This window comes from Vibrio aquaticus (assembly GCF_003970385.1).
GTDB classification, from domain to species: domain Bacteria; phylum Pseudomonadota; class Gammaproteobacteria; order Enterobacterales; family Vibrionaceae; genus Vibrio; species Vibrio aquaticus.
Genome location: NZ_RXZH01000004.1, coordinates 110,481 through 137,443 on the forward strand (window position 1 = coordinate 110,481; position 26,963 = coordinate 137,443).

Here is a 26,963-nt window from a genome sequence, read left to right on the forward strand (position 1 = left end):
AACAGATTCCTTACTCGCAACTTCGTTGCTCTAAGGAATGACCATAGCCTGTGGGGCTGAATTTCCCAATAACGCTCTACTGCTTCTGAAAAAACAGCGTTATTTGCCCGACTTCCACGCCAAACTTTTTAATTTTAGTTAGGTTGAAAACATGTCGTTCGTCCTGTCGGTACATCCAATCATCAAATGAAACCACAACACTAGAGTCTTCCATCACAAGTTCAAAGTCATATTGCCATTGCAAAGCATTCCCCTCTTCCTTACCTACTGCTGTTCCAATGATGTCATCAGCCTTACCGGTATATTCGCCATTCTCGAGCTTGTCAATAACCCAAATACGCTGAGTCTTCTCTCCATCATCAAATATGAAATCCTCGACTAAGGTAATCTGATTGTCATCGATTGTTCCGACAATCACTACTTCAAAGCGGCGAGTTTGCATGTCGGTGTAGTCTTGTACCATCCCCCATGCGTGGGTTTTCCCTTCAAAATAGTCGAATAAGTCAAAACCAGGTCCACTGTTTTTGTAATCATCAAGGTCTGCAGAGCAACCCACTAAAACAACAGACAGCAGCAAAACTGACAAAGTAGAAAAGAGTTTATGTGTCATTGATTATTTCCTAGTAAGCCCTGACGTAGCTTCGGATAGTCCGTATCAGGTGAAAGCCAAATGGATAAGAAGGCATCGTTAAAGCTTTCATCTTGGATAGAGCCAATAAGCTGAGCCGAAGAACTTGAGCCAGAATGAAAGAAATCTCCTCGCGATCCGTTAGTCACATACGTGATGTTGTGCCCTTCCTCTATGTCAGGAAAGATCATCGCAAGCTGTTGAGACCACTCATTCATCTCATTGCTTGGGAAACCTAACTTTTCCCATTGTTCAACCGTCGCGTCTAGCAGTTGCTGCTGGCTGATGTCTCGTTGGTAGGTGATAGAAAGCGCCAGTGGATGAGGGGTAATGTCGTTGCCGATGGTGTATTGACCGTTGGGGGTTAACAGCTCAGACTCGTAGATATCGAAAAACAGCATCGATAGTTGGGCAGCCCCTACCGTATTCCAACTTCTCCATTCCAAGTTATCGCTGTTTGAGGCATAGCTATTACTGATCGTCAGTGTTAATAGCCCTGCAACTAGAAGTGGTTTCATGTCCATATACCCTCAAAATCAATGCAATCAAAAGAGACCACTCGACGAATAGAATGAAACCACTTACGGGAAGTGACAAACTCAAAGAAACAGCGCCAAGTTTCGCCCCAGCGACATAGCTAAGTGCTCCCGCTATGCCACCAACCATTGATACGGGTACAATTGGGTATTGGTTCAATATAGGTGAAAGAAAATAGGCGTACCACGCGAAGATTGCCCACAACAACACAAGCCAAATAGGGAATGATTGCGGTTCAAATTGAAACCAGCCGACCGCCATATGGAAGTAATCCAGCATCACGCCAACGACTATCACGACCGCCAGTTTCGACCACTCTACATTCCCTTTTACCGCAGTGACAACATAGGTCACACTCACTAACAAGCCAGTGATGTAAACCCACTCGCTATTGCCAATCACAGCCATTAGCCAGATCACTTGAAACCACGTCGAGATAAGTAATAGTCGTTTCATCACATTCATTCCCGGTGTGTTACTGGCCTACGCTCTCTGGAACGTCATGTGTACTGTGCTAATGGATTTCGCTTTAAATCCCCCTTCGCAGTAGCAAAAGTAGTAATTCCACATACGTACAAAGCGTTCATCAAACCCTAGTTTGCCCACCTGGTCGAGCTGTGCGTTAAACCTTGCGTACCAATGATTTAGGGTTTGAGCGTAGTCCTGACCAATGTCAAACAAGTCTCTCAACACGAGGTCGCTGTGCTTGGTTGTCGCTTGAGTCAGCGCTGTAATCGAAGGGAGAAAGCCTCCGGGGAAGATATACTTCTGGATGAAATCCACATTATTGCTGTAGTAGTCATATCGCTGATCGGCAATCGTGATCGCTTGTATGGCCATCAATCCGCCCGATTTCAATAACGACTGACACTTTTGAATGTAAGAGGTCAAATACTGCTTGCCCACGGCTTCAATCATTTCGATAGAGACCAATTTATCGTACTTACCTTCGAGCAATCGGTAATCCTGTTTGAGCAAGGTAATTTTATCCGATAAGCCTTTTTCTTCGATGCGCTGCTGAGCATACTGATGCTGTTGTTCAGATATTGTTGTCGTGGTGACTTGGCAACCATACTTCTCTGCCATATAAATCGCCATCGCGCCCCACCCCGTGCCTATTTCAATCACATGGTCATCCGCTGTGAGCTTCAGTTGCTGGCAGAGTCTTTCCATTTTGTTGATTTGGGCTTGCTCTAGCGAGTCATGTGGCGACTCAAACACCGCAGATGAGTAAAGCATGCGATCATCAAGGAAGGTTTGGTACAAGCTGTTACTGAGGTCATAGTGAGCTTCGATATTTTTAGCCGAGTTCGTCACCGTATTTCGGTTCATCCAGTGGCCAACTTGATAGGCCATTTTAGACAAGAAACTAGAGCGGCTTTCAATAGAGTCCAGCGCCGAGAGGTTAAGTGCCATAAGCTCCATTAACGCAGTGAGATTTGGGCTATCCCACCAGCCATCCATATACGCCTCTCCCGCTGCTATGCTCCCGCCTTTAAGTAAACGAGCATAAAATGCTGGATTTTTCACTTCAATCAGTGCACTCGGTTTGTCATCGTTAGGCTGACCAAAAAGCTCTCGTACTTGGGTTGAAGATTCACCGTGGAATGTCTCCACAACCGTTAACGAGCCTACGCTGAGTTTACAAAGGCAAGAAAAGGCGATGGTTCGGGCACTTTTTTGAACGTGAGTTAATTGGGTCGGTAGCGGCAATGTCTGTGTATTCATCATCTCATCGAGTCCTTGTTATTTTTCTATGTCCGGATTTAGGATCATGGTCGCTAGATTTGGGGTGGGAATAGAAAGGCGCACCTTTTACCCACAATTTCAGCGCATGCCAATAAATACCTGTAGTGACTTTTACTGCCATGACTGGTGTTGAGATCAACTGCTTTACTAATACTTTAGAGTTAAACGGGTATTTGCGCATTTTCAAGGTCGCATCAAAGACTTTCGCCTCTTTGTGGCATTCAAGATGGACCAAAAGTTGTTGATTCAACGGCTTTATCTTCCATTGATATTGCTGCTCTATAGGATTAAAAGGCGAAACATGAAACTGCTTCGCATGTTGCCAAGTGCTCTCATCTTGCGCATCAAGTGCATAATAGTGGCGCTCATTCCAAGGGGTGTTACTTACTTCCGCCAGTAAATAACGCCACTGGCCTTGTTCGTCATAAATGTAGTAAAAGTTTACCGGGCTGAAATAGATACCGAGATAGCGAAGGTGCAACACCGCTTCTACTCTTCCTGAAAGACGAACTTGAGTCAGCTCGTGCAACTTATCGAATACCGCTTGTTTCAGTTCCCCTTTGCCTAAATAATCACTGCGTTTGAAACGAGCCCAGTGCCACCAACGCTGGCCGAAACCCCATACGCTTTTTTCTAACTGTTCGAGCTCATCTAAATCTAAACACGGCATAAATAGAGGATAATTTAATGCGTGGTCTATGGGCTTAAAGCGCCTGTGTCGAACCTGTCCAATCAGTATTCCACTACCCATGTTAGGCTGCTCCTTGCTCACTAGAGCTGTGTCTTACACTCTCGATGCCTCGAACAACATCTAATGCGCTACGCACGCCATCTTCATGGAATCCGTTATACCAATATGCCCCACAAAACCATGTGTTTGATGAACCATTGATTTCATCACGCCGAGTTTGAGCTGCGATAGACTCACGATTGAACACTGGATGGTGGTAGACGAAGCTGCGCAGGATTTTTTTCGGGTCAATCAAATCACTGCTGTTCAGTGATACACAAAACGTGGTGGATGACTCAATATGCTGAAGAATATTCATATTGTAGGTGAGTGTTGGCGCTCGTGACTGCTCTGAATCATCACCATCTAACCAATAATTCCATGATGCCCACGCTGCTTTTCGCTTGGGAAGTAAGGATTCATCGGTATGAAGGATGACTTCGTTGGCCTGATACTCAAGCCCTTTCAAGACGCTATTTTCCACAGTGCTAATATCGCCAAGTAAGTGTCTCGCTTGATCGCTATGACAAGCGAAAATAACTTGATCAAAACGTTCACTTTTTCCATTCACTTTAACACTGACACCCGCTTGGTCACGCGTCACTGACTCGACAGGACTATTGAGCTTGATTCGGTCTGAAAAAGAGGCAGTCAAAGGCGCAATGTATTCTCTCGAGCCCCCTTTGATAACATACCACTGAGGTCGGTTTGTAATATCAAGCAAGCCATGATTGAGAAAGAAGCGCGCAAAGAAACAAAGAGGGAATGCGCGCATATCCGCCAGCGTAGATGACCAAATCGCAGCCCCCATTGGCAAAATATAGTTGTCACAGAAATAGTCGCTAAACTTATGTTCTGACAGAAAATCACCTAATGTTGTTTTCTCGTAAAGGTGCGACTCTGCTGCAACCTGTTTTACCTGCTTGTTGAAACGTAATATCTCTAAGATGAAGGCGTAAAACTTAGGATTAAGCCAGTTTCTTTTCTGAGCAAAAAGTGTGGTTAACGTGTGGCCATTGTATTCCAAACCGTTGCTATCATTGCGCACGCTGAAGCTCATTTGACTGACTTTACCTTCGACGCCAATCTCAGCCATTAAAGCCATAAAATTGGGGTAGGTCCTGTCGTTATAAACAATAAAGCCCGTATCAACCGCATAGCTGTGCCCATTAACATCCACATCTACCGTCGCAGTATGCCCGCCTATGTAGTCATTCGCTTCAAATAAGGTGATGTCATGCTTCTTATTCAAGTAGTAGCCACACGTTAAGCCAGAAATGCCGGTGCCGATGATTGCTATTTTCATTATTATTCTCTCCGCAAGCCTTACGCTAATAGTTTAGAGGTGATGGCATTTTGCCAACGGTATGGAAGTGTCCCTATCAGCCTCAATACAGAAGTAAACACTCGAGGGAAATAGATGTGTGACTTTCTTTTCGATAAGCCTTGGCGTATTTCCTCAGATGCTCGTTCAACTGAGATCAGCATAGGCATATCGAAAGTATTTTTGTCGGTGAGAGGGGTCTTAACAAAGCCAGGGTAGATCACTGAAACGTCGATGCCTTTTGGCTTTAAGTCAACTTGCAGCGTTCTTGCCATGTAATTGACCGCCGCTTTTGAGCCTCCATAAGCTTCGGCTCTCGGTAAAGCCACTTCACTCGCAATAGAGCCAACCACACCGATATGATGCCCAGGTTCAAAATATGTCTGACACGCTTCTATCGCATGAGCGAGGCCAATCACGTTGATGTCGAAAACACGCTTAACCAAAGAAGCATCAATATGGCCATCGTCTATATATTCGCAATCGCCGGCGTTAAAAATCCAAAGCGTGGGAATAAAAGGAAGGTTAGAAATTGCAGCAGAAGTTTCAGCTGGATCAGTGAGATCGAATATCAAAGGAGTTATGTTGCGAGAAGCTTGAGATAGCTCATTAAGTCGCTGTTGATTGCGGCCACACGCCAACACCTCATAACCCTGAATGGCGTAATCTTTTGCTAATTGAAGACCAATACCTGAAGTGGCACCGGTGATAAGTACTCTTTTCATTGGCCCAACCTCTGTTTGATGCTTTTAATCACTGAACCAAGTAAAGGAAGGTTTTCGTAGAGCATTTCACCTAAGTCAAAGTAATCTCGGTGATAAATCACCTGACCTTGGGAAAACTTAATATGGGTTACGCCATTGACGTAGATGACGGACCCTTTAGACAACTTGGGATGCTCCAAGCTCATCTGCCAAGTGAGAAATCCGCTGTCCCCCACTTGTTGGTGTTCATGGATAGAGAAGTCACAACGCTTTACATTGGCATAGAGCGCCTCAAAATAGTCCTCTAACGCTTCTCGTCCTTCGAGTCTGTGGGCGGCATCTTCAAAGACCACCTCTTGGTGATAGACCTCAGCCAACAAATGCAGATTTGACTTATTGAGCTTTTGATAGAAATTAACTACCGATTGAACATCCATTTACACGCCCCTTTAAGTTGTACAAAAATATTACATGTACAATTAATTACAACCATAGGTGAAGTTTCAAAGTTGTACAAATATAACTTTGTATAACTTTTAATGGTTGTACGCGTTAAACAGAAAAGGGATCAAAAAAGGCTTGGTTAGAAACCAAGCCTTTTCAATGAATTAGAAATAATTCGATTAAGAGTTACGTAACGCAGCGATACGTTTGTCTAATGGAGGGTGGCTCATCAGTAGCTCAGTCATAGAACGTTTACCGTTGATGCCAAATGCCATCATTGACCCTTCAAGTTGAGACTCTTGGCCCATTTTTAAGCGTTCGAGTGCTGCGATCATCTTATGTTTACCAACCAGTTGCGCCGCGCCTGAGTCCGCGTGAAATTCGCGGTGACGGCTGTACCACATTGTGATGAAGCTCGCTAAGAAACCAAACACGAGTTCAAGCACCATAGATACACCAAAGTAAACCATCATGTTGCTACCGCCCTCTTCTTCATCACTGTTTGAAGAAACAATGTTCGCGATGAAGCGAGAAAGGAAGATAACGAACGTATTGACGACACCTTGCATCAACGTCATTGTGACCATGTCACCATTGGCGATGTGACTGACTTCGTGAGCAAGAACCGCTTCGGCCTCATCACGAGTCATGTTGTGCAACAGGCCCGTAGAAACCGCAACTAACGAATCATTGCGCTTTGCACCTGTTGCAAATGCGTTGATATCTGCTGAGTCATAAATCGCAACTGTCGGCATACCGATGCCTACTTGCTCAGACTGACGACGCACCGTTTCAAGCAACCAGTGTTCTGTCTCATTGCGTGGGCTTTCAATCACCATGCCGCCAACAGAACGCAGTGCCATCCCCTTTGACATCATCAAAGAGATAAAAGAACCACCAAAACCAAATACAGCAGCCATCACCAGCAAACCCGATAGGCTACCTGGCTGCATCCCCGTTACAGCATAAACAATGTTGAGTACAACACTTAGCACCAAAACAACAGCTAGGTTGGTGATAAGGAATAACATGACACGCTTCATTACTTTTCTCCAAAAATCGGAAGCTTTTTATTATCGCTGAGGAAACGCCCCCAGCTTCTTCTTAACCTAATAGATATAGTCTATTCCTTTTAATTACAAGGTTAAGAAGCAAATTGAAACATTTGATTTCTGCATTTACTTTAACTGGCTTTTTTTGCACAAAGTTACATGATTCCTAACACTTAGCCTTGCCTTCAAAAGCATTAGACGTTGACGTTAGACTTTGGTCGTATTGTACCCATATTCAATCATGTTAGATTGGGTTCAGATAACGATCTCCATGGTTAAAGGAAACGAGAACATGGTTAAAACTAACGACTATCAAATGGCTATTGATTTGTTGTGCTGTCACTTAGGACTATCTGAAGACGAAGCTAAAAAACAATTAGGGATTTCTTCTGAAGACAACACACAAAAACGAATCATTGAAACTCAGAGCGCGTTAATGGGCTTAAACCAAGATAAATAACCCTCTGACAAAATAATAAGGGCTGCCAATTCCAATTGGCAGCCCTTTTGATGTTTACTGATATTGTCAATCAGTCTCGGTTTAGTAACGGTGCAACATCAATATACTTCGCAAGCCCTTGACGCTTCACCGCAGGAACATAAGGGATCTCACCAATCTTTGGCGCATCGACTTTTTGCTCTAACATTTCAATGATTTCCGCATAATGCTCTGTGCCTGGGTTAACACGGTTTGCAACCCAACCAATCACTTCCAACCCATCCGCTTTAATCGCATCAAGCGTTAACATTGCATGACTTAAACAACCTAGCTTAATGCCAACAACAAGTACAACTGGAAGCTTCTCTTGCTGCACCCACGTTGATAAGCAGTCTGAATCAGACACAGGAACGCGCCAACCGCCAGCTCCTTCAACTAAAACAATATCCGAGTTCTGTTTATGTTGAGCCAACTTGTCACTGAGTACCGAATACTCAATCTCGACACTCTCACGTTTCGCAGCAATATGTGGGGAAGCTGGTAACTCTAATGCGTATGGATTAACGTCGTCGTAGTCGACCTCTACCGTCGCTGCTTTCTGTAAATAGAGCGCGTCGGAGTTACGAAACCCCTGCTCGGTCTTATCACTTCCAGCCGCAACTGGCTTGTAGCCAATCGTATTTAATCCTTTTTCCGCTAATGCGTTAAGAATGGCTTTTGAGGCCACTGTTTTGCCTACATCGGTATCCGTACCCGCAATAAAAAATGCATCAATCATAATTGAATAACCCCTAAACAGACCTGATATGTTGCAGGTAAAAGACCCTGATGATTTCGATGAGTTTGGTACGCTTTGTCAACACCAAGTAGCGCTTTGCGATTGGTTAAGCCTTGCGCGCGTCCATCAACGTGCGTGGCACCAATACCTTTGAGGTCTCGCATTAAAGCAAAGGCCGTGTCGTACCATACTGTAATGGGCGCTAAGTCTAGTTGATGGCTATGGCACTCAGATTGCGCTAACGCAATTTTTACCTGGTTGGCTGAAATAAACTCATTGACGTGTTGATATGAATCAATTTTGGCCCACGCTTTTTTAAGCTCAAACAGTGACCCATCTAGCAAGGTTGACAAAAACGCCTGCCCTTGGGGTCGAACCACTCGTTTTATCTCTCTAAGGGGAATAGCCAAATCATCACACCACTGAAGGGCAAGACTAGAGAACACGTAATCGACACTGTTATTGGCAAAAGGTAACTGTTCAGCGTCACCTTGCTTATACATCACATGGTCATCTCCGCACTTTTCTTTGGCCGCTTCGAGCATATCTGGCGACAAATCAAAACAGATAACCTGAGCACCTCGCTTTAATAACTCATAAGAGAAATAGCCCGTGCCGCAGCCGATATCGAGAACCGTTTTCCCTGAGAGATCTTCAGGCATTTTCGCAAGTAAACGCTCACCAACATCACGCTGAAATGCCGCATGTTGATCATAGCTCTTTGCCGCACGCCCAAAGGCATCTGCGATGGCTTGTTTATTTACCCAGCTGAGTGAATCGTTTGATACTCGTTGTTCCATTGTTTCACCCTTTCAAAGCCACTTTCAGATGTTCTGATAAAGTATCGATATGGCGTAATTCATGATTCGCGGTCAATGTAATTCGAAGCCTTGCTGTCCCTTTAGGTACTGTTGGAGGTCGAATCGCAGTGACCCATAATCCGGATCTTTTTAAGTTCTCTGCAACATCAAGTGCCTGCTGATCTTCACCAATAATGAAAGGCTTAATTGGAGTGGTTGTTTCAACATACCCCTCTATTCCTGCAAGATGTTGGTGGTAGCGCTCATTTAGCTCATGGAGTTTGTCTCTACGCCATTGCTCGGTTTGAATCATTTTAGCCGCATGCGTTAAAGCAAAAGCTTGAGACGGAGGAATTGCGGTTGAATAAACATGATGCCTAGCAAACTGGGTTAAGTAATCCCCGACACTTTCGCTACACATGATCGCCGCCCCCGATAAACCAAACGCTTTGCCAAACGTCACCACCAGTAATTCAGGCTTGATATTGGCTGCTTCACAGCTGCCACGACCTTGGTTTCCTAACACACCGATCCCATGAGCGTCATCGACTGCTAGCCAAGCTTTGCCATGCGTCGTTTGGTGAATGTTAGCCAACGGCGCACGATCACCATCCATACTGAATACGCCTTCAGTTACAACGAGGGCGTCTTTAGTTAATAGCGAGTTCAAGTGTTCGACATTATTGTGCTTGAAGCGCTTCATGGTTGCCGGAGATAACATCCCTGCTTCCATCAGAGACGCGTGATTCAACTTGTCTTGCAGCAACAAGTCTTCTTTATTCAGCAATGAGAACAATAAGGCTTGATTGGCAGAAAAGCCGGAGCTAAACAAAATAGCTCGCTCAAAACCTAACCATTCACACAGGGTTTCTTCAAGCTGTTGATGAGCGCCGCTAAACCCTGTCACTAGTGGAGAAGCACCACTGCCGTTGCCATAGTTATCTATTCCAGTTTGCCAAGCGTTGGCCAACGACTTATCTGAAGCCAAACCAAGGTAGTCGTTACTAGAAAAATTGATAAAGGCATCATGACCATGATGTAAGGTGTGAGTATTTCCGCCGCTAACGGTACGAATATGACGAGTTAGCCCTTGTTGCTCTCGTGCAGCAAGGGCGTTGTTTACACGTAGATCAAACGCCAGCATCGTAGAATAGATCGTCTTTGGTCGGTCTTGCTGCAACGCGTTCAACAACACGGTCTAATAGATCGTTCTCTTCTATCTCATCCGGTTTTTGCGACACTTGTTGGCTGTTGATACCCAGCTTGTTAAACAGCTGCATATCTTTATCTTCTGATGGATTCGGCGTTGTCAGTAGCTTACAGCCGTAGAATACCGAGTTTGCACCTGCCATGAAGCACAATGCTTGCATCTGCTCGTTCATATCTTCACGACCGGCAGACAGACGAACTGCAGACATAGGCATCATAATACGCGCAATGGCAATCAGGCGGATAAAGTCGAAAGGTTCAACATCATCCACCTCCTCTAGCGGTGTCCCTTTGACTTTAACTAACATGTTGATTGGCACACTCTCAGGGTGAGTAGGCAGGTTCGCCAGTTCAACGAAAAGACCTGCACGGTCATTGGCGCTTTCACCCATACCAATGATCCCGCCTGAACAGATCTTCATACCTGCATCACGAACGTGTGACAAAGTATCTAAGCGATCTTGGTAAGTACGAGTGGTAATGATGTTGCCGTAAAATTCTGGGGAGGTATCAAGGTTGTGGTTGTAGTAATCCAAACCGGCTTCTGCCAAAGACTCCGCTTGATCAGAGGTTAGCATTCCAAGCGTCATACAGGTTTCTAGTCCCATGCCTTTCACGCCTTTGATCATATCGGTCAGATGCGGCATATCGCGCTCTTTTGGGTTCTTCCATGCAGCCCCCATACAGAAACGAGTTGAACCAGCATTCTTGGCTTTTTGCGCTGCATCAAGTACGCGTTCCACTTCCATCAAACGCTCTTTTTCGATATCCGTGGTGTAACGCGCACTTTGAGGACAATATTTACAATCTTCTGGGCAAGCACCCGTCTTGATAGAAAGTAACGTACTCACTTGTACATAGTTGGTCTGTTGATATTGACGGTGAACCATTTGCGCTTCGAACAGAAGATCCATAAATGGTTTCTCCATCAGTTCACGAACTTGTGCAACAGTCCAGTTGTGACGTACTTCCACGTGCTTTCCCTTATTTATAGTTAGTTTGATTACTTGGCTAGTCTACTGACACAATGTAGACTGTCAACACAATGAAAAATCAAAAGTTTACATTTGGCTGATTTTTAATCTTTTAGTTTTCAGGAATTGCACATGGATCTCGCTTTCGATCGCCGTCATATCTGGCATCCTTACACTTCAACACTGACACCTCTGACCTGCTATCCAGTGAGCTCTGCTAAGGGTGTAATGCTTGAATTAGAGGACGGTAAGCAACTTGTCGATGGCATGTCCTCTTGGTGGTCAGCGATTCACGGCTATAATCATCCGCAGTTAAATGCGGCAGCTCATAGCCAGATTGATAAGGTATCGCACGTCATGTTTGGTGGTATTACCCATGAGCCAGCGATCAATTTGTGTAAGAAGTTACTCGCGTTAGCACCAGATAACCTGCAGCATGTGTTCTTGGCCGACTCTGGTTCGGTCGCCGTTGAAGTCAGCTTGAAGATGGCGCTGCAATATTGGCACGCAAAGGGGCAACCAAGGTCTAAGTTTCTAACGCTAAGAGACGGTTATCATGGCGATACGTTCGCAGCGATGTCCGTGACCGACCCTGACAATTCAATGCACTCTTTATATAAGGGCTTTCTACCTGAGCACATCTTTGCCAAGTCTCCGCAAACTGGGTATTGGCAAGAGTGGGATGAGTCTGACCTTGATGACTTTAAAGAGAAGCTTACTCAACATCATAAAGAGATAGCCGCGGTGATCTTAGAGCCGATTGTTCAAGGGGCTGGCGGTATGCGCATTTACCACCCTAGCTTTCTAAAAGGCGTGCGTGATCTGTGTGATCAATTTGGTGTGCTGTTGATCCTGGATGAAATTGCCACTGGATTTGGACGTACCGGAAAGATGTTCGCCTGCGAGCATGCTGAGATTCAGCCTGATATTTTGTGTGTTGGCAAAGCTTTGACTGGCGGTTATATGACGCTCTCAGCTACGCTAGCATCAAGCGAAGTGGCGCATACTGTCTGTGGCGGAGAAGCTGGCTGCTTTATGCATGGTCCAACCTTTATGGGTAACCCGCTCGCCTGTGCAGTAGCGACGGCGAGTATGGAACTACTAGAAACGAATCAGTGGAAACAGCAGACATCGCAGATTGAAACTTTATTTGCTGAGCTGCTACCTAAATTGAAAAAGCATGACTTAATTGAGGATGTTCGTTGGTTAGGCGCCATTGGCGTAGTAGAAGCGAAAATACCCGTTGATATGGAAGCGATTCAAGCCCACTTTGTTGAGCAAGGGGTATGGATTCGCCCATTCGGCAAACTGATCTATATGATGCCACCGTTTATCAGTGAGGCCAAACATATAGAAAAGCTCGTAAACGCTATAGGAACTGCCCTTGCCGATCCTAACTGTTTCCAATAGTGATTATTATCAATCAAATAGTAAAAAGGCTTCCTCAATTGGAAGCCTTTCTTGTTTGCGCGCTGCAATAATTACTCTTGGTCAATCATCCAACGGCGGAATTCTTTGCGATCTTCCTTAGAAGATTTTAGGTACCAAGCTTTAAGTTGGTCTAGGTTGCTAGTATCAAGTTGAACAACCGTTTTTTCGCCCGTTTCAGCGACTTCGACAACTGTCGCATTCGCATCTTGCGCTGTCGCTGCTAGGGCCGCACCAGAGCCAACAACTAGGCCACGCTTTTCGTTATGCTCACGAACAAGCTTTGGCATGTCGTAGTAAGGGAAGATGCCGTCACCACGGTCTAACACTTCTTGAGTGTACTCGATGGCTTGACCAGATTCAGTTTCAACTTTCCATTCAGGATCTTTTTTAAAGTGTGTATTAGCTTGGCTATAGCTAAATAGCTTGGGTCCACTAATTGTTAAATCGGCATCGGGAGCGTCCAAATTTACCACGTATGGCGCAGAGTCGTAGACTCGATCTTTACCACTGTCTTTTAACTTCTTTGTATATTTAACAACCAGTTGGACTAAACCCGGTTGAATATCGACAGATTCACGCTTCTCTTCAACCTTTACACCATCAATAAACAATATCTCTAAATCATTTTTAGGCTCAATTGTTGCTGCGGTCGCTGAAGTAACGAATAACATCGTGACTAGAGATAGATATCTTTTCATAGTGAAATCCTGAAAATTTTAATTAAAAAAGCCACCCAAAAGGGTGGCTTCTATGATAGCTAATTCAACTAAGATTAGAAGTAAGCTTTAACACCAACAGCGAAACCGATGTCGTTCTTCTGGTAATCAGAAGTAGTTGGAGTCGCTACAACACCTTTAGCTGGGTCTAGTGTGTAAGAGTTTGTAGTAGTACCAGTGTAACCGTCATCACCACCAACTTCAGCGTATAGAGTCGTGTTAGGAGCAATTGCGTAGCCAGCATTGATGTACCAAGCGTTCATATCTTTCTCGTTGATTTGATCACCGTTTACGTCTGTGCCGTATAGGTTAGCATTGCTGCTAGACAAAGAGTAACCAGCTGCAAATGTTACTTTCTCCATAGAGTAAGTAGCAGCAAGAGCGATTGTGTCAGTATCAGTCTTAGAACCAGTTGCAGGCTTAGCGATCATGTCGTAGTAAGCTACTGCTAGTTCAACGTTTTCGATACCAGAGTACTTAGCTTGTGCAGACCAAAGAGTTTCTTCGATGTTACCAGCAACAGTACCTTGACCGTAGAATGCGATTAGGTCGAAATCTGCAACACGGTAGCCTAGCTTACCATCTACGTATGTAGAGCTGTCTTGAAGACCAGTGTTACCGTTCATGTCTTGAGCTGCTGCAAGAGTAGCGTGGAACGTACCGTTGTCGAAGTCGTAACGAGCGATTTCGTCAGCACAGTAAACTTCTGAATCTTCGAAGAATGTAGTTAGACCGAACTGGTAGTCTGAACCAATACCAGCGTCATCTAGAGCTGTACAAGTACGACCGAATTTTAGAGAGCCGTAGTTGTCAGAGTAAACTGCAACGTAAGCATCACCTTCAGACTGACCTACGTCAGTGAACTGCCAGAAACCACCAACTTGGAAGCTGTCGTTTACTGCGTAACGTACGTCGAAGTCTAGGTCAGCATCTTGAATTTCTTGAACTGGGTTTGAATCTTTAGCTTTACCTTGTACGTAAACAACTTCGATGTCACCACCCATGTTTACTGTAACGCCGTCTTGGTTGTAAATTTCAAAACCAGCTTGTGCTGATGCTGCTGCTAGAACTGAAAGAGCTACTAGAGTCTTTTTCATAATAATCCACTGCCTTTTCTATAGAATGGGAGATCCTTGCCCGGTTCCCTTTATGTTTTTTGATGATGACTCCAACCTCTTCTGGGTTAGATATCATCGCCACTAAATTTCGGGGTCTAGATTGCAAAAGATTATTCGGACTGTCAAATGTTCTAAAAGATTTTGCTAAAAAAACATAAAAACCAAGCAAAACAATGATTTGCACAATTTCACGCACAAAATACGAGCAAGTTCATACTCCGTACGGAACTAATTATATTATTATCACGATCAAATAATTTAGAGCATTGCTCTGGTTTTTGGGATAAATAAGTCATCACACAGAATTTTACACTTAACAACATTGCCGGGCGGGGTTATATATTTTTTACATTTAGAATTAATTGTAAGTTCCTGATGGTTCAGTTTTTTTTTGTGAACAAGATCCACATTTGGTGAATAAGGATTCTATTTCGTGAACTAAGTAGTGTTTAGCAAAGTGTGCTATGATGCGGCACTCGCTACATAGGTCACAGTATGATTACCAGTAAAATCCAGCAATCTATCCGCCACAGTTATCAAAACCTCCAATCACAGCTCGAAAACTTTGTACCTCGTCGAGCGCAGAATTATCTCGTTGCGGAAATCGCCAAGACACTTTGTGGTGACTATCACAAATCTAACCGTATGATTGTGGCTGAAGCCGGAACTGGTATCGGTAAGTCCCTCTCCTATTTAATGGCGGTTATTCCTGTTGCTGTGCTCAATAATCGTAAAGTGGTGATCTCTACAGCAACCGTGGCGCTTCAAGAACAGCTCGTGAATAAAGATCTCCCTCTATATAGAAGGCTGACTGATCGAGAGTTCTCTTTTATCTTAGCGAAAGGGCGTCAACGCTATTGCTGTGCAGAGAAACTTGCTTCCGCTAGTGGTGTTGATGGCGGTCAGCTCGCCATGTTTGAATCCAAACCGAAGAAGAAAGACATCGATCTACTCGAAACCATGTATAAGTCACTGGCCAATGGGAAGTGGGATGGCGACAGAGATTCGTGGCCGAAGCCGATCAAAGATGAGATTTGGCAGTTAATCGTCAGTGACAAACACAGCTGTAATAATAGTATGCCTGTTCATCGGGACTGCCCTTTCCAAAAAGCCCGCGCAGAACTGGACAAAACTGACGTCATTATTGCCAACCACAGCTTAGTCATGGCTGATGCGGATTTAGGCGGTGGCGTTATCTTGCCAGAACCTGAGAATACGATTTATGTGTTTGATGAAGCGCATCACCTACCTCATGTTGCCCGTGACCACTCTTCAGCTGCGGCTAGCTTAAAAGGGGCTGCAAGTTGGTTAGAGCGTTTAAATCAATCCGTGACAAAATTTGCCAATATGGCCGATGAGAAACGTGTCGCTCGATTCAGAAACGAACTTCAAGACTCTGTTCAGCAGTTGATCCCTTCATTGTCACAACTTGCGACTCGCTTTGATCCAGCGCATTTCGATGAAAAAATTTATCGCTTTGAGAATGGTGAGCTGCCGACTTGGTTAGAGGAAGAATCTAAAGAGTTAAAAAAACTGAGCCAAAAGGGGGCTCAGGCCGTTGCCAAAATCGCCGACCTGATTGCAGAGCGAGTAAAAGATGGCGAACTTGCCAATCGTCTGGCTGAACCAGCATTAGCCGAACTTGGCTTTTACATCCAGCGTATGGATAACTTAGCGGCAGTGTGGAACTTAATGGCAGAACCGAGCCGAGAAAAAGGCGCACCACTCGCACGTTGGCTTGAAGTCAGTCCAGAACGTGAAGGCGATTTCATCGTCAATGTATCTCCATTAGAAGTCGGCTGGCAGCTAGACCACCAACTTTGGAGTCGATGCGTTGGCGCTGTACTCACCTCAGCAACCATGCGCGCTCTTAACTCATTCAGTTTTTTCTGCCGCCAAGCTGGAATCAGTGAAAAACCGGATGACGGAGTTCGCTTCTTAGCACTCGCCTCTCCGTTTGATTACGCCAATCAAGCTGAGCTTTATGTGCCTAAGATGAAGTACGAACCGCAAGCACCTCAGTTTACGGAATATCTTATTGAGATATTGCCTAACTTAATTGAAGACAACAAAGCTAATTTGGTTCTATTCTCTTCCTACTGGCAGATGAATCAAGTTGCAGAAGCACTATCAACACAATTCGTTAAACAGGGGTGGGCTTTGCAAGTTCAAGGCAAAGAGTCGCGCTCAGAGATCCTAAAAAAACATAAAACGTTAGTAGACAGACAAAAAACCAGCATCCTATTTGGAACCGGAAGCTTTTCTGAGGGTTTGGATTTGCCAGGCGGATTGCTAGAGAACCTAATTATTACCAAGATTCCATTTGCGGTTCCGACATCTCCGGTAGAACAAGCACACGCTGAATACATTGAGAATCGTGGCGGAAACCCTTTTATGCAGATAACCGTCCCAGAAGCGAGTAAAAAGCTGATTCAGTCAGCAGGTCGACTACTGCGCAAGGAGCGAGATTCTGGTAAAGTCATCATCCTTGATCGCCGGGTGGTCACCAAACGTTACGGAAGTGCCCTACTTGATTCTTTGCCACCCTTTAAGCGAGTCATTGAATAATCTTGCTCCTATATAAAGAAGAATAACTATATGGATTTTTTAGAGCCAACCATGCTGTTGGTGTTGGCACTTGTCGCCTTTCTTGCTGGATTTATTGATGCGGTCGCCGGGGGCGGTGGCATGCTAACCGTACCTACCTTGCTGTCGTTGGGATTACCCCCCCATATTGCGCTAGGGACGAACAAGTTGGCCGCGACGTTTGCTTCATCGACAGCGGCGTTCACTTATTATCGTAAAAAGCTCTTTAAGCCAAAGTGCTGGGGACGTGCTTTTGTCTCAACCTTAATCGGCGCGATTTTGGGAACGTTATTCGTTGATTTCATCAGCACAGAGTGGCTCGAAAAAATCTTACCTCTGGTTATTCTCGCGGCTGCGATTTACACCATTTGGCACAAAACGCCCAATAAGGTGAACAACGAAACGCCTCAACCTTGCCCAACCTTTAATAAAAAGCAGTATGCGCAAGGTTTGACCCTTGGCTTTTATGACGGCGTTGCTGGCCCAGGAACTGGAGCGTTTTGGACGGTAAGTTCAATGGCGCTCTATCGTTTGAATATATTACTGGCTTCAGGTCTTGCCAAAGCAATGAACTTTACCAGTAACTTTACCTCACTGGTTACCTTTGCCATTCTTGGCCATATTGATTGGGTGTTAGGTTTAACGATGGGAATCTGTCTGATGGCGGGGGCTTTCGTGGGCGCTCACTCAGCAATTAAGTTTGGTGCAAAGTTTATTCGTCCTGTATTCGTGACAGTTGTGAGTATTCTTGCGGTAAAACTGGCATATGAAGCTTGGTTTGTGAGCTTATAGGCCATTTTGTATGAGCAAAATAAAGCAACTGCAATCCACATTAGAAGAGTTAGCCGTCAATGCCACCTCGCTTGATAGGCAGAGAGGTGAGCATCACCTCACACTATTTGATGAACGCTTATTTCAGTGTAAAGCCAAGCTACTCGTACCCTGTGTGAAAGAAACACAATCCACTCTGCAATCGCTCATCCAGGAAGAAGAAGCTGGCAAACTCACCACCGTGCGAGCCGAGTACTTGACCGAAAGGCTACTCGCCCAAATCAGTGCGGTACAGCGTGAGCTGGCAACGACCAAGATCCGCAAGAACGAGCCTAAACATAAACGTTACTTTCAACGTCCGATTAATGAACTCTATCAACAGCTTTCTCAGCACCAAGATTGGGAACGTCGCTTGATAGAAATGGTTCAAGGCAAAGAGATGGCATTGCAATACGCCCCTCCTTTTCAGCAGCAGTCTGCCCAACAAGAGTTACTTGCTACTGAGCAACGTCTAAAACGCTGCCAAGAAGCCAAATTAAAAATTGAAAAACAGATTACCTACCGAGAGAGAAATCAGTAATGTCGTCACCAAACGCCGGCCTAGAACAAGCGCCTGATGAAATTAAACTCGCCGTTGATCTCATCTATCTTCTAGAAAGCAATGAAGTGGACCCAAAAATCGCGATCGAAGCTTTGAAGATCGTCCAATCAGACCTTGAACGCAAGCTGGAGCAATAATGTACCAACTGACCTTTGATATGACTGAGTTTCTTGCTGAGCACTGGCATAAAAAGCCCACCGTTATCAAACGTGGATTTGCTGATTTCGTTGACCCGATTTCTCCTGATGAACTGGCAGGCCTTTCTATGGAAGAGGAAGTCGATTCTCGATTCATCAGCAATAAAGACAACAACTGGACTGCAACTCATGGCCCTTTGCCGGAATCTCATTTTGAATCATTGGATGAGAGCCATTGGCAGTTAATTGTACAAGCGTGTAACCATTGGCACCTTGGCGCAGCTGAATTAGTTGAACCTTTCAAGCAGCTACCACAGTGGTTGTTTGATGATTTGATGGTTTGCTTCTCTGCTCCAGAAGGCGGCGTTGGTCCACACATCGATCAATACGATGTGTTCATCATTCAAGGTAGCGGTAAACGCCGCTGGCGCGTGGGTGACATCGATAAAGGGCAATATAAAGAGTCCATTCAAGCTGGTGCTCTTCGCCAAATCGAAGGCTTTGATGCCATTATTGATGAAGTGCTAGAGCCGGGTGATATTCTTTACATCCCGCCGGGTTTTCCTCACGAAGGCAACACCCTTGAACCAAGTATGAGTTATTCAATTGGTTTTCGTTCTCCTAAAGAGCAGGAGCTTTTGAGCAACTTCGCTGATTACGTTTTGGCTCATGATATTGGTGACGTTCATCTACATAACCCAGAGCAAAGCACTCAAACCAATAATGGTGAGCTGCTCAACCAAGACATCGACAAGCTGACCGACATGCTCAAAGCGGCTTTGAACTCTGAGCAAGATATTCGTTCTTTCATGGGTGCGATACTGAGCCAATCTCGCCACCAGCTTGATATTGTCGAGTCAGAAGAGGAAGTCTCCACTGAGGAAGTACGAGCTTTCTTGATTGATGGTGGCATCCTACGCAGAGTATCAGGCTTACGTGCACTCTATCTTGAAGGAGAGCCAACCGATATACACATCAACGGCGAAACCTTTAGTAACGAAGATATTGAGTTAACAAAGGCACTATGTAACCAAGAAGAGCTCGATAGCAGCCAACTAGACCCAGAAAGCTTAACTGAGTCAGTTGCCCTACTCACTCAGTTGATCAATCGCGGTTATTGGTATTTTGACTAAAGCCACACCCTTCCTTAAATAGCAAAAGGGCTTCGATATTTCGAAGCCCTTTTCGTTTTTTGTATGGTCGCCAGTCTACACTTTAAATTGGTTAACCAAATTTTGCTGTTGAGATGAAAGCTCACCGATTTGAGTACTGACCGTTTCAGACTCTTCTGCTTGGCTTAAGATCTGCGCGCTCAAGTCTCTTATATTGCTAACACTTTGGTTCACTTCACCTGACACCGATTGCTGCTCTTCCGCTGCCTTAACGATCTGTGAGTTCATATCGTTGATCGACGCGATGGCGTCAAAGATCTGGCTCAATTCTGTTGCTGCATTTTGTACCTGAGTGGCTGAGTCATTGGCTAGATCGTTTCCATCTTGGATCGCTTTAACAACGTCACGAGTGCCATTTTGTACATTGTCGATCACCTGACGAATTTCACCGACAGATTCTTGAGTTCGGCTAGCAAGGTTACGCACCTCATCAGCTACCACAGCGAAACCTCGACCTTGTTCGCCTGCCCTCGCGGCTTCAATCGCTGCGTTTAACGCTAATAGGTTAGTCTGTTCAGAAATGCCTTCGATAACGCCTAAGATCTCTGTAATGTTGGCATTGTTGTTTGCCAGCTCTTCAACCACTGGTACTGCCGCTGTCATACGTTCCACCAAGCGCATCATTTCTGTTTGCGACTGTTCAATCACGTTTTGACCGCTGGCTGCGACTTGGTTGGCCTTCTCTGCAGCTAGAACGGCAACCTCTGCATTTTGCACCACTAAGCTGGCGGTTTGGGTCATCTCTTCAGAGGCCGTTGCCACCAAATCCACTTCCCTAAACTGAGCATCACTACTGGTTCGAGTTTGCTGAGCCGCCACTTTCGATTGTTCTGTCGTTGTCCCGATTTGCATCGTGGTATCAACCACATCACTAATGATGGATTGAAGCTTGTCTAAGAATCCGTTAAAGCCTTGCGCCAGCTGACCAATCTCATCTTTTGATTTCACCTCTAGACGCTGAGTTAAGTCCCCTTCACCCGAGGCGATATCTTCTAAACGATCGGCAACTTCTCGTATTGGTTTTACTAATCGTGAGGCTGAGAAAGCAATCGTTGCTAAGCCTAAGATCACTAATGTCACACCCGCGAACAATTCTGTTTGCACACTAGACTGCACTTGCTGACTGATAATGGTATCAAGCTCGTTCGCATCAGAAAGAACACTGCTGCGTGGCATGTCAAACAGCACACCCCACGTTTGATTCGCCACCATAATAGGTGCGAATACACTCAACCACTCGCCATTGACACTCCATTGCGTTTTTACTTCTTGGCCAAAGAGTAAATCGGTGAGCTGATCATTGGATAAAATCTCACTCATATATGGCTGACCAACCAGACTTTCAGCATTGTCACTTGCAATAAGAGAACCATCCAAGCTGATTAAATTGATGGCACCACTACCGGAAAACAACTCTTGATCGGAATTGGTCACAATCCCCGCAAGCGAGTCTAACCTAAGATCAATACCAAAAAAGCCAATCGTCGTGTCTTCAATCTTTAAAGGAACCGAAATCGAGGAGGTTAAAAAGGTGCTCCCCTCTTGGATAACCGCACGTGGCGTGGTCACACACGTTTCTCCTGAAGCTATCGGACAGTAAAAACGCTCGCTGTTTATCGCATCAGATAGCACCGCTTCCGAAAGCACGTTGGATAATACATTTTCACCGTTTTGCGCCGTTATCCAATAGGGTGCAAAACGCCCTCTGTCGTTTGAACCTACGTATTCGGCATCAACATAATTGCTGTCTTCACCGTCCAACATTTCTGGCCTAAAGACTAAGTAAGCACCTTGAATCGTATCAAAGTCGAGCACGGCTCTACGGACCATTTCATCCAAAGCAATACGTAGCTCTTCACTATCACCGAAGTTTTCTTCACTTAAGTTCTTTTGAAACATCGCACTTGATGCAAGCATTTCCGCTCGGTACAGCGCTTCGTTAAGGTATTCAGTCACTTCGGTTGCACTAAGTAACGCTCTTGTTTCAACAATCTGCTCAGACTTGTCGATCACAGAAGCAGAACTCTGCAGCTTGATTTGATGTTGATTTGAAATAGCGTTGTAAATCGAAAAACCGATCAACGACAGAGAGGTGATAAGCAGGCACATGCCCGCGAGAAGTGTGATCTTCCACTGCACAGATAGCGTTCGCATACTACTTCCTTTTAGCAAACTCGGGGATTTCAGTCATTTATCCAACAAAATGATTATCAATTACACCATAAATGAGTGAGATATCAATCGAAACATTACATAAATGTTAACAGTAACAATAGTCCATTTCCCTTTCGCGACAACAGAATTTTGATGCTAATATTGCGCTAATAAAAAGAGAGTAGCCAACGCTAAGGATTAGAAATGAAAGTAATTTCTTTCAACATTAACGGTCTTCGTGCCCGACTTCATCAACTTCAAGCCGTCATCGACAAACACCAACCGGACGTGATTGGCCTTCAAGAAATCAAAGTTCACGATGAAGCCTTTCCATTAGAAGACGTTGAAGCAATGGGCTACAAAGTCTACTTCCACGGTCAAAAGGCGCATTACGGCGTAGCTATGCTGTGTAAGAAAGAGCCAATTTCTGTTCAGAAAGGGTTTCCAACTGACAATGATGAGCACCAAAAGCGCATGATCATGGTGACGCTTGAAGACGACAATGGCGAAAAAGTGACTGTGCTCAACGGATACTTCCCTCAAGGTGACAATATTGGCCACGAGACGAAATTCCCTTATAAACGTCAGTTCTACTCAGACTTGATGACTTACCTAAACGATCATCACAATAATGATGAGCAGTTAATCGTGATGGGCGACATTAATATTAGTCCAATTGACGCTGATATTGGTATTGGTGAACCAAACCGTAAGCGTTGGTTGAAAACAGGTAAGTGTTCTTTCCAACCAGAAGAACGTCAATGGCTAAAAACGTTGCTAGATTGGGGCTTTGTTGACACGTTCCGTCAGATCCATCCAGACGTAAACGATCGTTTCTCTTGGTTTGACTACCGTTCTAAAGGTTTCCCAGATAACCGCGGCCTACGCATTGATGTGGTTCTGGCTACGCCAAAGCTGGCTGAGAAGTGTATCGAGTCTGATGTCGACTACGAATTGCGTGGCATTGAAAAGCCGTCTGACCATGCGCCAATTTGGTCGACGTTTAAGTAGTCGCGAGTACATCGTCATTCTGAACAGGGAGGCACGACCGTGATTCAGAATCTGGCTTCCTTTGTCGCTATTTGAGATTCCAGGTGACTCGTACCTCGTTTCTGGAAGGAAGCTAGTTTGAAGCGGTTATCAAAACAAAAAATCCGGAGCATTGGCTCCGGATTTTGTAATCAGCTCTTAATCGGCTTAATTAAATAGCGATAAAGTCTGCTTTCAAATCTGGGTTAACGTCAGCGTCGTAGTCAACACCTTCAACACCAAAGCCGAATAGCTTCAAGAACTCTTCTTTGTACTCAACGTAGTCAGTCAATTCTTTTAGGTTTTCAGACGTGATGCCTGGCCATAGATCGCGACAGTGTTGCTGAATATCTTCACGCAGTTCCCAATCGTCTAGACGTAGACGATTCTTATCATCTACTTCAGGCGCTGAGCCGTCTTCTTTGTATAGACGCTGGCTGAACATACGGTAAATCTGTTCCATACAACCTTCATGAACGCCTTCTTCACGCATCTTCTTAAATACCATTGCAATGTACAGTGGCATTACAGGAATTGCAGAACTTGCTTGAGTCACTACTGACTTAAGAACAGCAACGTTGGCTGTGCCGCCAGTTGTCGCAAGTTTCTCGTTAAGAGCCGTTGCTGCACGGTCTAGGTCCATCTTCGCTTTACCTAGTGCGCCATCCCAGTAGATTGGCCAAGTCAGCTCGGTACCGATGTAGCTGTATGCTACTGTCTTACAGCCTTCAGCTAGAACGCCAGCGTCAGATAGCGCGTTGATCCAAAGTTCCCAATCTTCACCGCCCATTACAGTAACAGTATCTTTGATCTCTTCTTCCGTTGCAGGTTCAACACTTGCTTCGATGATCACATCTTTGTTGGTGTCTACCGCAGTTGCTGTGTAAGTCTCACCAATTGGTTTTAGAGATGAACGGATCAGCTCACCTGTTTCTGGCATTTTACGTACTGGAGAAGCCAGTGAGTAAACCACCATGTCGATCTGACCTAAGTCTTCTTTGATCAGCTCGATTGTCTTTTCTTTTGCTTCGTTTGAGAACGCGTCGCCGTTTAGGCTTTTCGCGTACAAACCTTCTTCACGAGCAAGTTTTTCAAACGCTACAGAGTTGTAGTAACCTGCTGTGCCTGGTTTTTTCTCTGTGCCTTCTTTTTCGAAGAAAACACCAATAGTTGAAGCGCCGCCACCAAATGCCGCAGCGATACGAGAAGATAGACCGTAGCCACTTGATGCACCCACAACAAGTACACGCTTAGGTGCATCTTTGATTGGGCCTTGTGCTTTTGTGTAAGCAATTTGTTCTTTTACGTTAGCTTCACAACCCACTGGGTGCGTTGTAGTACAGATAAATCCACGAATTCTAGGTTTGATGATCATATTCAACTTCCTTTAAATAACCCCGCTAGAATAAAAGTTTCGACGTAAGATCGCATCTAATTTCTGTAAAAATGTCGCCAAAATGCAAGTGGTTGGAGCACTTTAAACCAATTGTTCTCTTGCAGACGAAAGAAAGGCGTCCAATTGGACGCCTTATTGAGTAATAGAACAAATTTTACTCAGAGCCGAACGACTTAGTCGACTTTAAGCGACGCTATCAAGCTTTGCTGCTGACTTCTTTTGCGTTTCTTGAGTGCGAACTTCGCTGAAATCATGGCTAAAGTGGTCAACTTGAATCGCTTTGTAACGTAACTTGTCAGCCGCTACAATCTGATCCACTTCTTCTTGGGTCAGAACGTTCGCTTCAAGTGCTTGAGCTAGACGATCTTTCAGTAGACCTTTACGTGCTACTTTGCCCTCTTTTGCCGCGCGCATCATTTTACGTTCTAGGCTCTTAATGTCGTACATCGCTAGGAATGCATTTTCCATCAAGCCAACACTGTCGTTCTCATCTTTACCAACGAAGCAGAGATTCGTTAAGCGATCGCGATGTGCTCCCGGAGTCATTAAGCTTTCTGCCAATTTAACCGTTAAGTCGTCACTTGGTTTCGCAAAGTGATTACCCAGCGGGAAGATGATCACTTTCAGTAAACGGCCTACCGCTTTTTGCGGATAGTTGCTGAATGCTTCTTGTAGCGACTTCGCGCCATTGTGCAAACAGTGCTGAACCGCGTAATGAACGTAGTCTAGATCTTGTTGCTGACGACCTTCGTCTTCATACTTCTTCAACGCCGCTGACGCCATGTATAGGTAAGCAAGCACATCACCTAAGCGTGCTGAGATCATCTCTTTACGTTTGAGATCACCACCCAATGTTGCCATCGCGATATCAGCACTCACTGCTAGCGCTCGGCTCAAACGAGTCATGTCTTTGTAGTAACCTTGAGTTGGTCCCGACATGTCTGCTTTAATAAAGCGAGAACCTGTTAACGCCGCACCAAACGCGCCAAAAGTATTACCCATCGCATGTTTGATATGTTTGAACAGCAAGTCATCGAACTCTTTAGCACCTTGCTTTTCATCTGGGTTCGCGGCCGCTTCCATCTCTTTCAGTACGTACGGGTGACAACGTGTTGCACCTTGACCAAAGATCATCAAGTTACGAGTCAGAATGTTCGCACCTTCTACTGTGATTGCCACAGGAATACCAAGATATGGTGCTGCCAGATAGTTCATTGGGCCATCTTGAATAGCACGACCAGAGTGAATATCCATCGAATCATTAAGAATGGTACGTGCCATCTCAGTCATGTGGTACTTAGCGATCGCAGTAACAATGCCCGGCTTTTCTTTGAGATCGAGAGAGGTTGTGGTTAGCGTTCGCGTCGCTTCCAATAGGTAAGTTAAACCGCCGATACGCCCAAGTGACTCTGCGACACCTTCAAATTTACCAATCGACATACCAAACTGCTTACGAACATAAGCGTACGCGCCGGTAGTACGTGCAGTCAGGTGACCCATGGCCGTGCCAAGTGCTGGAAGGGAAATACCACGACCTGCCGACAGACATTCCACCAGCATGCGCCAGCCTTTACCTGCGTACTCTTGACCACCAATTAGCCACTCCATCGGAATGAATACATCGTTACCGCGTGTAGGGCCATTCATAAATGCTAGACCTAGTGGATCATGGCGCTCACCAATCTCGACACCTTTATGGTCTGCAGGGATAAGCGCACAAGTAATGCCTAGCTCTTTCTTGTCACCCATTAACCCATCTGGATCGTACATCTTGAATGCCAGACCAAGCACTGTCGCTACTGGCGCTAGCGTGATGTAACGTTTGTTCCAGTTAAGTCGGATACCCAGCACTTCTTTGCCTTCGTGTTCGCCGTAACAAACGATACCTTCATCTGGAATACCACCCGCATCTGAACCCGCTTCTGGGCCAGTTAATGCAAAACATGGGATGTCTGTGCCATCTGCTAAGCGAGGCAGCCAGTAGTCTTTTTGTTCTTGCGTACCGTAGTGAGACAGAAGCTCACCCGGACCTAATGAGTTAGGTACCATTACCGATACCGCCGCACTGATACTGCGAGTCGCAATTTTAGTTACGATGGTCGAGTTCGCCAGTGACGAGAACTGACGACCGCCGTATTCTTTAGAAATGATCAAAGAGAAGAAACGCTCTTTACGTAGGAATTGCCATACCTCATGTGGCAAGTCACGGTCTTCTTTGACAATCTTGTGATCGTCTAGCATATCGAGCAGGGTTTCCAGTTCATTGTCCATGAACGCTTGCTCTTCCGCAGACAATGAAGGCGTTGGATATTGGTGTAGCTTAGTGAAGTCAGGACGACCTGAGAACAGCTCTCCATCCCACCATACACTACCCGCTTCCATTGCTTCTTTTTCAGTGCTTGAAAGAGGTGGCAGTACTTTCTTAAACATTTTGAAAGCTGGGTCGCTTATCCATTTTCTTCGTAGAGAGCCCATAATCAGATC

Annotated in this window: 26 protein-coding genes; 8 read left to right on the forward strand and 18 right to left on the reverse strand. The window is 45.1% G+C overall.

The window, feature by feature from the left end; translation table 11 throughout:
* Positions 1–76: 76 nt before the first annotated feature.
* From EJ063_RS11205 to htpX, 9 genes are all read right to left on the reverse strand, one after another.
* On the reverse strand, positions 77–610 hold the full coding sequence (locus EJ063_RS11205) for a DUF3833 domain-containing protein (protein ID WP_126574369.1): 534 nt from the start codon (positions 608–610) through the stop codon (positions 77–79).
* Positions 607–1,146 (reverse strand): chalcone isomerase family protein, encoded by a 540-nt coding sequence (locus EJ063_RS11210; RefSeq protein WP_126574370.1) that lies wholly within the window; start codon positions 1,144–1,146, stop codon positions 607–609. The genes EJ063_RS11205 and EJ063_RS11210 overlap by 4 nt, the downstream gene beginning before the upstream one ends.
* The gene (locus EJ063_RS11215; RefSeq protein WP_126574371.1) at positions 1,100–1,621 is read right to left on the reverse strand and encodes a DUF2878 domain-containing protein; all 522 of its coding nucleotides are present in this window, start codon (positions 1,619–1,621) and stop codon (positions 1,100–1,102) included. The genes EJ063_RS11210 and EJ063_RS11215 overlap by 47 nt, the downstream gene beginning before the upstream one ends.
* Positions 1,622–1,648: 27 nt before the next feature.
* On the reverse strand, positions 1,649–2,896 hold the full coding sequence (locus EJ063_RS11220) for an SAM-dependent methyltransferase (protein ID WP_126574372.1): 1,248 nt from the start codon (positions 2,894–2,896) through the stop codon (positions 1,649–1,651).
* Position 2,897: 1 nt separating this feature from the next.
* On the reverse strand, positions 2,898–3,665 hold the full coding sequence (locus EJ063_RS11225) for a DUF1365 domain-containing protein (RefSeq protein ID WP_126574373.1): 768 nt from the start codon (positions 3,663–3,665) through the stop codon (positions 2,898–2,900).
* A 1-nt stretch (position 3,666) separates the two neighbouring features.
* Complete coding sequence (locus EJ063_RS11230) at positions 3,667–4,950, reverse strand: NAD(P)/FAD-dependent oxidoreductase (RefSeq protein WP_126574374.1); 1,284 nt, start codon at positions 4,948–4,950, stop codon at positions 3,667–3,669.
* 20 nt (positions 4,951–4,970) lie between these two features.
* On the reverse strand, positions 4,971–5,693 hold the full coding sequence (locus tag EJ063_RS11235; protein WP_126574375.1) for an SDR family NAD(P)-dependent oxidoreductase: 723 nt from the start codon (positions 5,691–5,693) through the stop codon (positions 4,971–4,973).
* Entirely contained in the window at positions 5,690–6,109 is a 420-nt protein-coding gene (locus EJ063_RS11240) for a nuclear transport factor 2 family protein (protein WP_126574376.1), read from the reverse strand. Before EJ063_RS11240 ends, EJ063_RS11235 begins: the two co-directional genes overlap by 4 nt.
* Positions 6,110–6,295: 186 nt before the next feature.
* The gene (gene htpX, locus EJ063_RS11245) at positions 6,296–7,159 is read right to left on the reverse strand and encodes a protease HtpX (protein WP_126574377.1); all 864 of its coding nucleotides are present in this window, start codon (positions 7,157–7,159) and stop codon (positions 6,296–6,298) included.
* A 301-nt stretch (positions 7,160–7,460) separates the two neighbouring features.
* Here htpX and EJ063_RS21020 point away from each other — a divergent pair, with 301 nt between their 5' ends.
* Positions 7,461–7,628: a hypothetical protein gene (locus EJ063_RS21020; protein ID WP_167469899.1), complete on the forward strand. Its 168-nt coding sequence runs from the start codon at positions 7,461–7,463 to the stop codon at positions 7,626–7,628.
* A gap of 70 nt (positions 7,629–7,698) precedes the next feature.
* On the opposite strand, the gene bioD is transcribed toward EJ063_RS21020, so the two are convergent.
* From bioD to bioB, 4 genes are read right to left on the reverse strand one after another with little or no spacing between them, the layout of a single operon-like run.
* On the reverse strand, positions 7,699–8,385 hold the full coding sequence (gene bioD / locus EJ063_RS11250; RefSeq protein ID WP_126574378.1) for a dethiobiotin synthase: 687 nt from the start codon (positions 8,383–8,385) through the stop codon (positions 7,699–7,701).
* The gene (gene bioC, locus EJ063_RS11255; protein ID WP_126574379.1) at positions 8,382–9,185 is read right to left on the reverse strand and encodes a malonyl-ACP O-methyltransferase BioC; all 804 of its coding nucleotides are present in this window, start codon (positions 9,183–9,185) and stop codon (positions 8,382–8,384) included. The genes bioD and bioC overlap by 4 nt, the downstream gene beginning before the upstream one ends.
* A 4-nt stretch (positions 9,186–9,189) precedes the next feature.
* Positions 9,190–10,329 carry an 8-amino-7-oxononanoate synthase gene (bioF, locus tag EJ063_RS11260; RefSeq protein WP_126574380.1) on the reverse strand — a complete coding sequence of 380 codons (1,140 nt, stop codon included), beginning with the start codon at positions 10,327–10,329 and terminating at the stop codon, positions 9,190–9,192.
* Positions 10,316–11,368: a biotin synthase BioB gene (gene bioB / locus EJ063_RS11265; protein WP_126574381.1), complete on the reverse strand. Its 1,053-nt coding sequence runs from the start codon at positions 11,366–11,368 to the stop codon at positions 10,316–10,318. The genes bioF and bioB overlap by 14 nt, the downstream gene beginning before the upstream one ends.
* A gap of 132 nt (positions 11,369–11,500) precedes the next feature.
* Between bioB and bioA the strand changes: the two genes are divergently transcribed.
* A complete protein-coding gene (gene bioA / locus EJ063_RS11270; protein ID WP_126574382.1) occupies positions 11,501–12,778 on the forward strand; it encodes an adenosylmethionine--8-amino-7-oxononanoate transaminase in 1,278 nt (425 codons plus the stop codon).
* 71 nt (positions 12,779–12,849) lie between these two features.
* Here bioA and EJ063_RS11275 read toward each other — a convergent pair whose 3' ends face one another.
* Positions 12,850–13,497 carry a YccT family protein gene (locus tag EJ063_RS11275; protein ID WP_126574383.1) on the reverse strand — a complete coding sequence of 216 codons (648 nt, stop codon included), beginning with the start codon at positions 13,495–13,497 and terminating at the stop codon, positions 12,850–12,852.
* Positions 13,498–13,571: 74 nt separating this feature from the next.
* A complete protein-coding gene (locus tag EJ063_RS11280; protein ID WP_126574384.1) occupies positions 13,572–14,612 on the reverse strand; it encodes a porin in 1,041 nt (346 codons plus the stop codon).
* Between the two features lie 516 nt (positions 14,613–15,128).
* Between EJ063_RS11280 and dinG the strand changes: the two genes are divergently transcribed.
* The 5 genes from dinG to EJ063_RS11305 are packed head-to-tail and all read left to right on the forward strand — an operon-like array spanning position 15,129 to position 19,861.
* Positions 15,129–17,201, forward strand: coding sequence for an ATP-dependent DNA helicase DinG (gene dinG, locus EJ063_RS11285; RefSeq protein ID WP_126574385.1), 2,073 nt, complete (start codon positions 15,129–15,131; stop codon positions 17,199–17,201).
* 30 nt (positions 17,202–17,231) lie between these two features.
* On the forward strand, positions 17,232–18,011 hold the full coding sequence (locus EJ063_RS11290) for a sulfite exporter TauE/SafE family protein (protein WP_126574386.1): 780 nt from the start codon (positions 17,232–17,234) through the stop codon (positions 18,009–18,011).
* A 10-nt stretch (positions 18,012–18,021) separates the two neighbouring features.
* Positions 18,022–18,570: a primosomal replication protein gene (locus EJ063_RS11295; protein WP_126574387.1), complete on the forward strand. Its 549-nt coding sequence runs from the start codon at positions 18,022–18,024 to the stop codon at positions 18,568–18,570.
* Positions 18,570–18,728, forward strand: coding sequence for a pleiotropic regulatory protein RsmS (gene rsmS, locus EJ063_RS11300; RefSeq protein ID WP_126574388.1), 159 nt, complete (start codon positions 18,570–18,572; stop codon positions 18,726–18,728). The genes EJ063_RS11295 and rsmS overlap by 1 nt, the downstream gene beginning before the upstream one ends.
* Entirely contained in the window at positions 18,728–19,861 is a 1,134-nt protein-coding gene (locus EJ063_RS11305; protein WP_126574389.1) for a ribosomal protein uL16 3-hydroxylase, read from the forward strand. Before rsmS ends, EJ063_RS11305 begins: the two co-directional genes overlap by 1 nt.
* Before the next feature lie 75 nt (positions 19,862–19,936).
* Here the strand turns inward: EJ063_RS11305 and EJ063_RS11310 are convergent, their stop codons facing one another.
* Positions 19,937–22,054, reverse strand: a complete 2,118-nt coding sequence (locus tag EJ063_RS11310; protein ID WP_126574390.1) for a methyl-accepting chemotaxis protein — start codon at positions 22,052–22,054, stop codon at positions 19,937–19,939.
* 204 nt (positions 22,055–22,258) lie between these two features.
* Between EJ063_RS11310 and xthA the strand changes: the two genes are divergently transcribed.
* Positions 22,259–23,065 carry an exodeoxyribonuclease III gene (gene xthA / locus EJ063_RS11315; protein ID WP_126574391.1) on the forward strand — a complete coding sequence of 269 codons (807 nt, stop codon included), beginning with the start codon at positions 22,259–22,261 and terminating at the stop codon, positions 23,063–23,065.
* Positions 23,066–23,255: 190 nt separating this feature from the next.
* Here xthA and fabV read toward each other — a convergent pair whose 3' ends face one another.
* Positions 23,256–24,458, reverse strand: coding sequence for an enoyl-ACP reductase FabV (gene fabV / locus EJ063_RS11320; RefSeq protein WP_126574392.1), 1,203 nt, complete (start codon positions 24,456–24,458; stop codon positions 23,256–23,258).
* A 204-nt stretch (positions 24,459–24,662) separates the two neighbouring features.
* On the reverse strand, positions 24,663–26,954 hold the full coding sequence (locus EJ063_RS11325) for an acyl-CoA dehydrogenase (protein WP_126574393.1): 2,292 nt from the start codon (positions 26,952–26,954) through the stop codon (positions 24,663–24,665).
* Positions 26,955–26,963: the final 9 nt, after the last annotated feature.

Coding starts and splice junctions, on each gene's coding strand:
- EJ063_RS11205 (WP_126574369.1), bottom strand. CDS start 610: ATGACACATAAACTCTTTTCTACTTTGTCAGTTTTGCTGCTGTCTGTT.
- EJ063_RS11210 (WP_126574370.1), bottom strand. CDS start 1,146: ATGAAACCACTTCTAGTTGCAGGGCTATTAACACTGACGATCAGTAAT.
- EJ063_RS11215 (WP_126574371.1), bottom strand. CDS start 1,621: ATGAAACGACTATTACTTATCTCGACGTGGTTTCAAGTGATCTGGCTA.
- EJ063_RS11220 (WP_126574372.1), bottom strand. CDS start 2,896: ATGATGAATACACAGACATTGCCGCTACCGACCCAATTAACTCACGTT.
- EJ063_RS11225 (WP_126574373.1), bottom strand. CDS start 3,665: ATGGGTAGTGGAATACTGATTGGACAGGTTCGACACAGGCGCTTTAAG.
- EJ063_RS11230 (WP_126574374.1), bottom strand. CDS start 4,950: ATGAAAATAGCAATCATCGGCACCGGCATTTCTGGCTTAACGTGTGGC.
- EJ063_RS11235 (WP_126574375.1), bottom strand. CDS start 5,693: ATGAAAAGAGTACTTATCACCGGTGCCACTTCAGGTATTGGTCTTCAA.
- EJ063_RS11240 (WP_126574376.1), bottom strand. CDS start 6,109: ATGGATGTTCAATCGGTAGTTAATTTCTATCAAAAGCTCAATAAGTCA.
- htpX (WP_126574377.1), bottom strand. CDS start 7,159: ATGAAGCGTGTCATGTTATTCCTTATCACCAACCTAGCTGTTGTTTTG.
- EJ063_RS21020 (WP_167469899.1), top strand. CDS start 7,461: ATGGTTAAAACTAACGACTATCAAATGGCTATTGATTTGTTGTGCTGT.
- bioD (WP_126574378.1), bottom strand. CDS start 8,385: ATGATTGATGCATTTTTTATTGCGGGTACGGATACCGATGTAGGCAAA.
- bioC (WP_126574379.1), bottom strand. CDS start 9,185: ATGGAACAACGAGTATCAAACGATTCACTCAGCTGGGTAAATAAACAA.
- bioF (WP_126574380.1), bottom strand. CDS start 10,329: ATGCTGGCGTTTGATCTACGTGTAAACAACGCCCTTGCTGCACGAGAG.
- bioA (WP_126574382.1), top strand. CDS start 11,501: ATGGATCTCGCTTTCGATCGCCGTCATATCTGGCATCCTTACACTTCA.
- EJ063_RS11275 (WP_126574383.1), bottom strand. CDS start 13,497: ATGAAAAGATATCTATCTCTAGTCACGATGTTATTCGTTACTTCAGCG.
- EJ063_RS11280 (WP_126574384.1), bottom strand. CDS start 14,612: ATGAAAAAGACTCTAGTAGCTCTTTCAGTTCTAGCAGCAGCATCAGCA.
- dinG (WP_126574385.1), top strand. CDS start 15,129: ATGATTACCAGTAAAATCCAGCAATCTATCCGCCACAGTTATCAAAAC.
- EJ063_RS11290 (WP_126574386.1), top strand. CDS start 17,232: ATGGATTTTTTAGAGCCAACCATGCTGTTGGTGTTGGCACTTGTCGCC.
- EJ063_RS11295 (WP_126574387.1), top strand. CDS start 18,022: ATGAGCAAAATAAAGCAACTGCAATCCACATTAGAAGAGTTAGCCGTC.
- rsmS (WP_126574388.1), top strand. CDS start 18,570: ATGTCGTCACCAAACGCCGGCCTAGAACAAGCGCCTGATGAAATTAAA.
- EJ063_RS11305 (WP_126574389.1), top strand. CDS start 18,728: ATGTACCAACTGACCTTTGATATGACTGAGTTTCTTGCTGAGCACTGG.
- EJ063_RS11310 (WP_126574390.1), bottom strand. CDS start 22,054: ATGCGAACGCTATCTGTGCAGTGGAAGATCACACTTCTCGCGGGCATG.
- xthA (WP_126574391.1), top strand. CDS start 22,259: ATGAAAGTAATTTCTTTCAACATTAACGGTCTTCGTGCCCGACTTCAT.
- fabV (WP_126574392.1), bottom strand. CDS start 24,458: ATGATCATCAAACCTAGAATTCGTGGATTTATCTGTACTACAACGCAC.
- EJ063_RS11325 (WP_126574393.1), bottom strand. CDS start 26,954: ATGGGCTCTCTACGAAGAAAATGGATAAGCGACCCAGCTTTCAAAATG.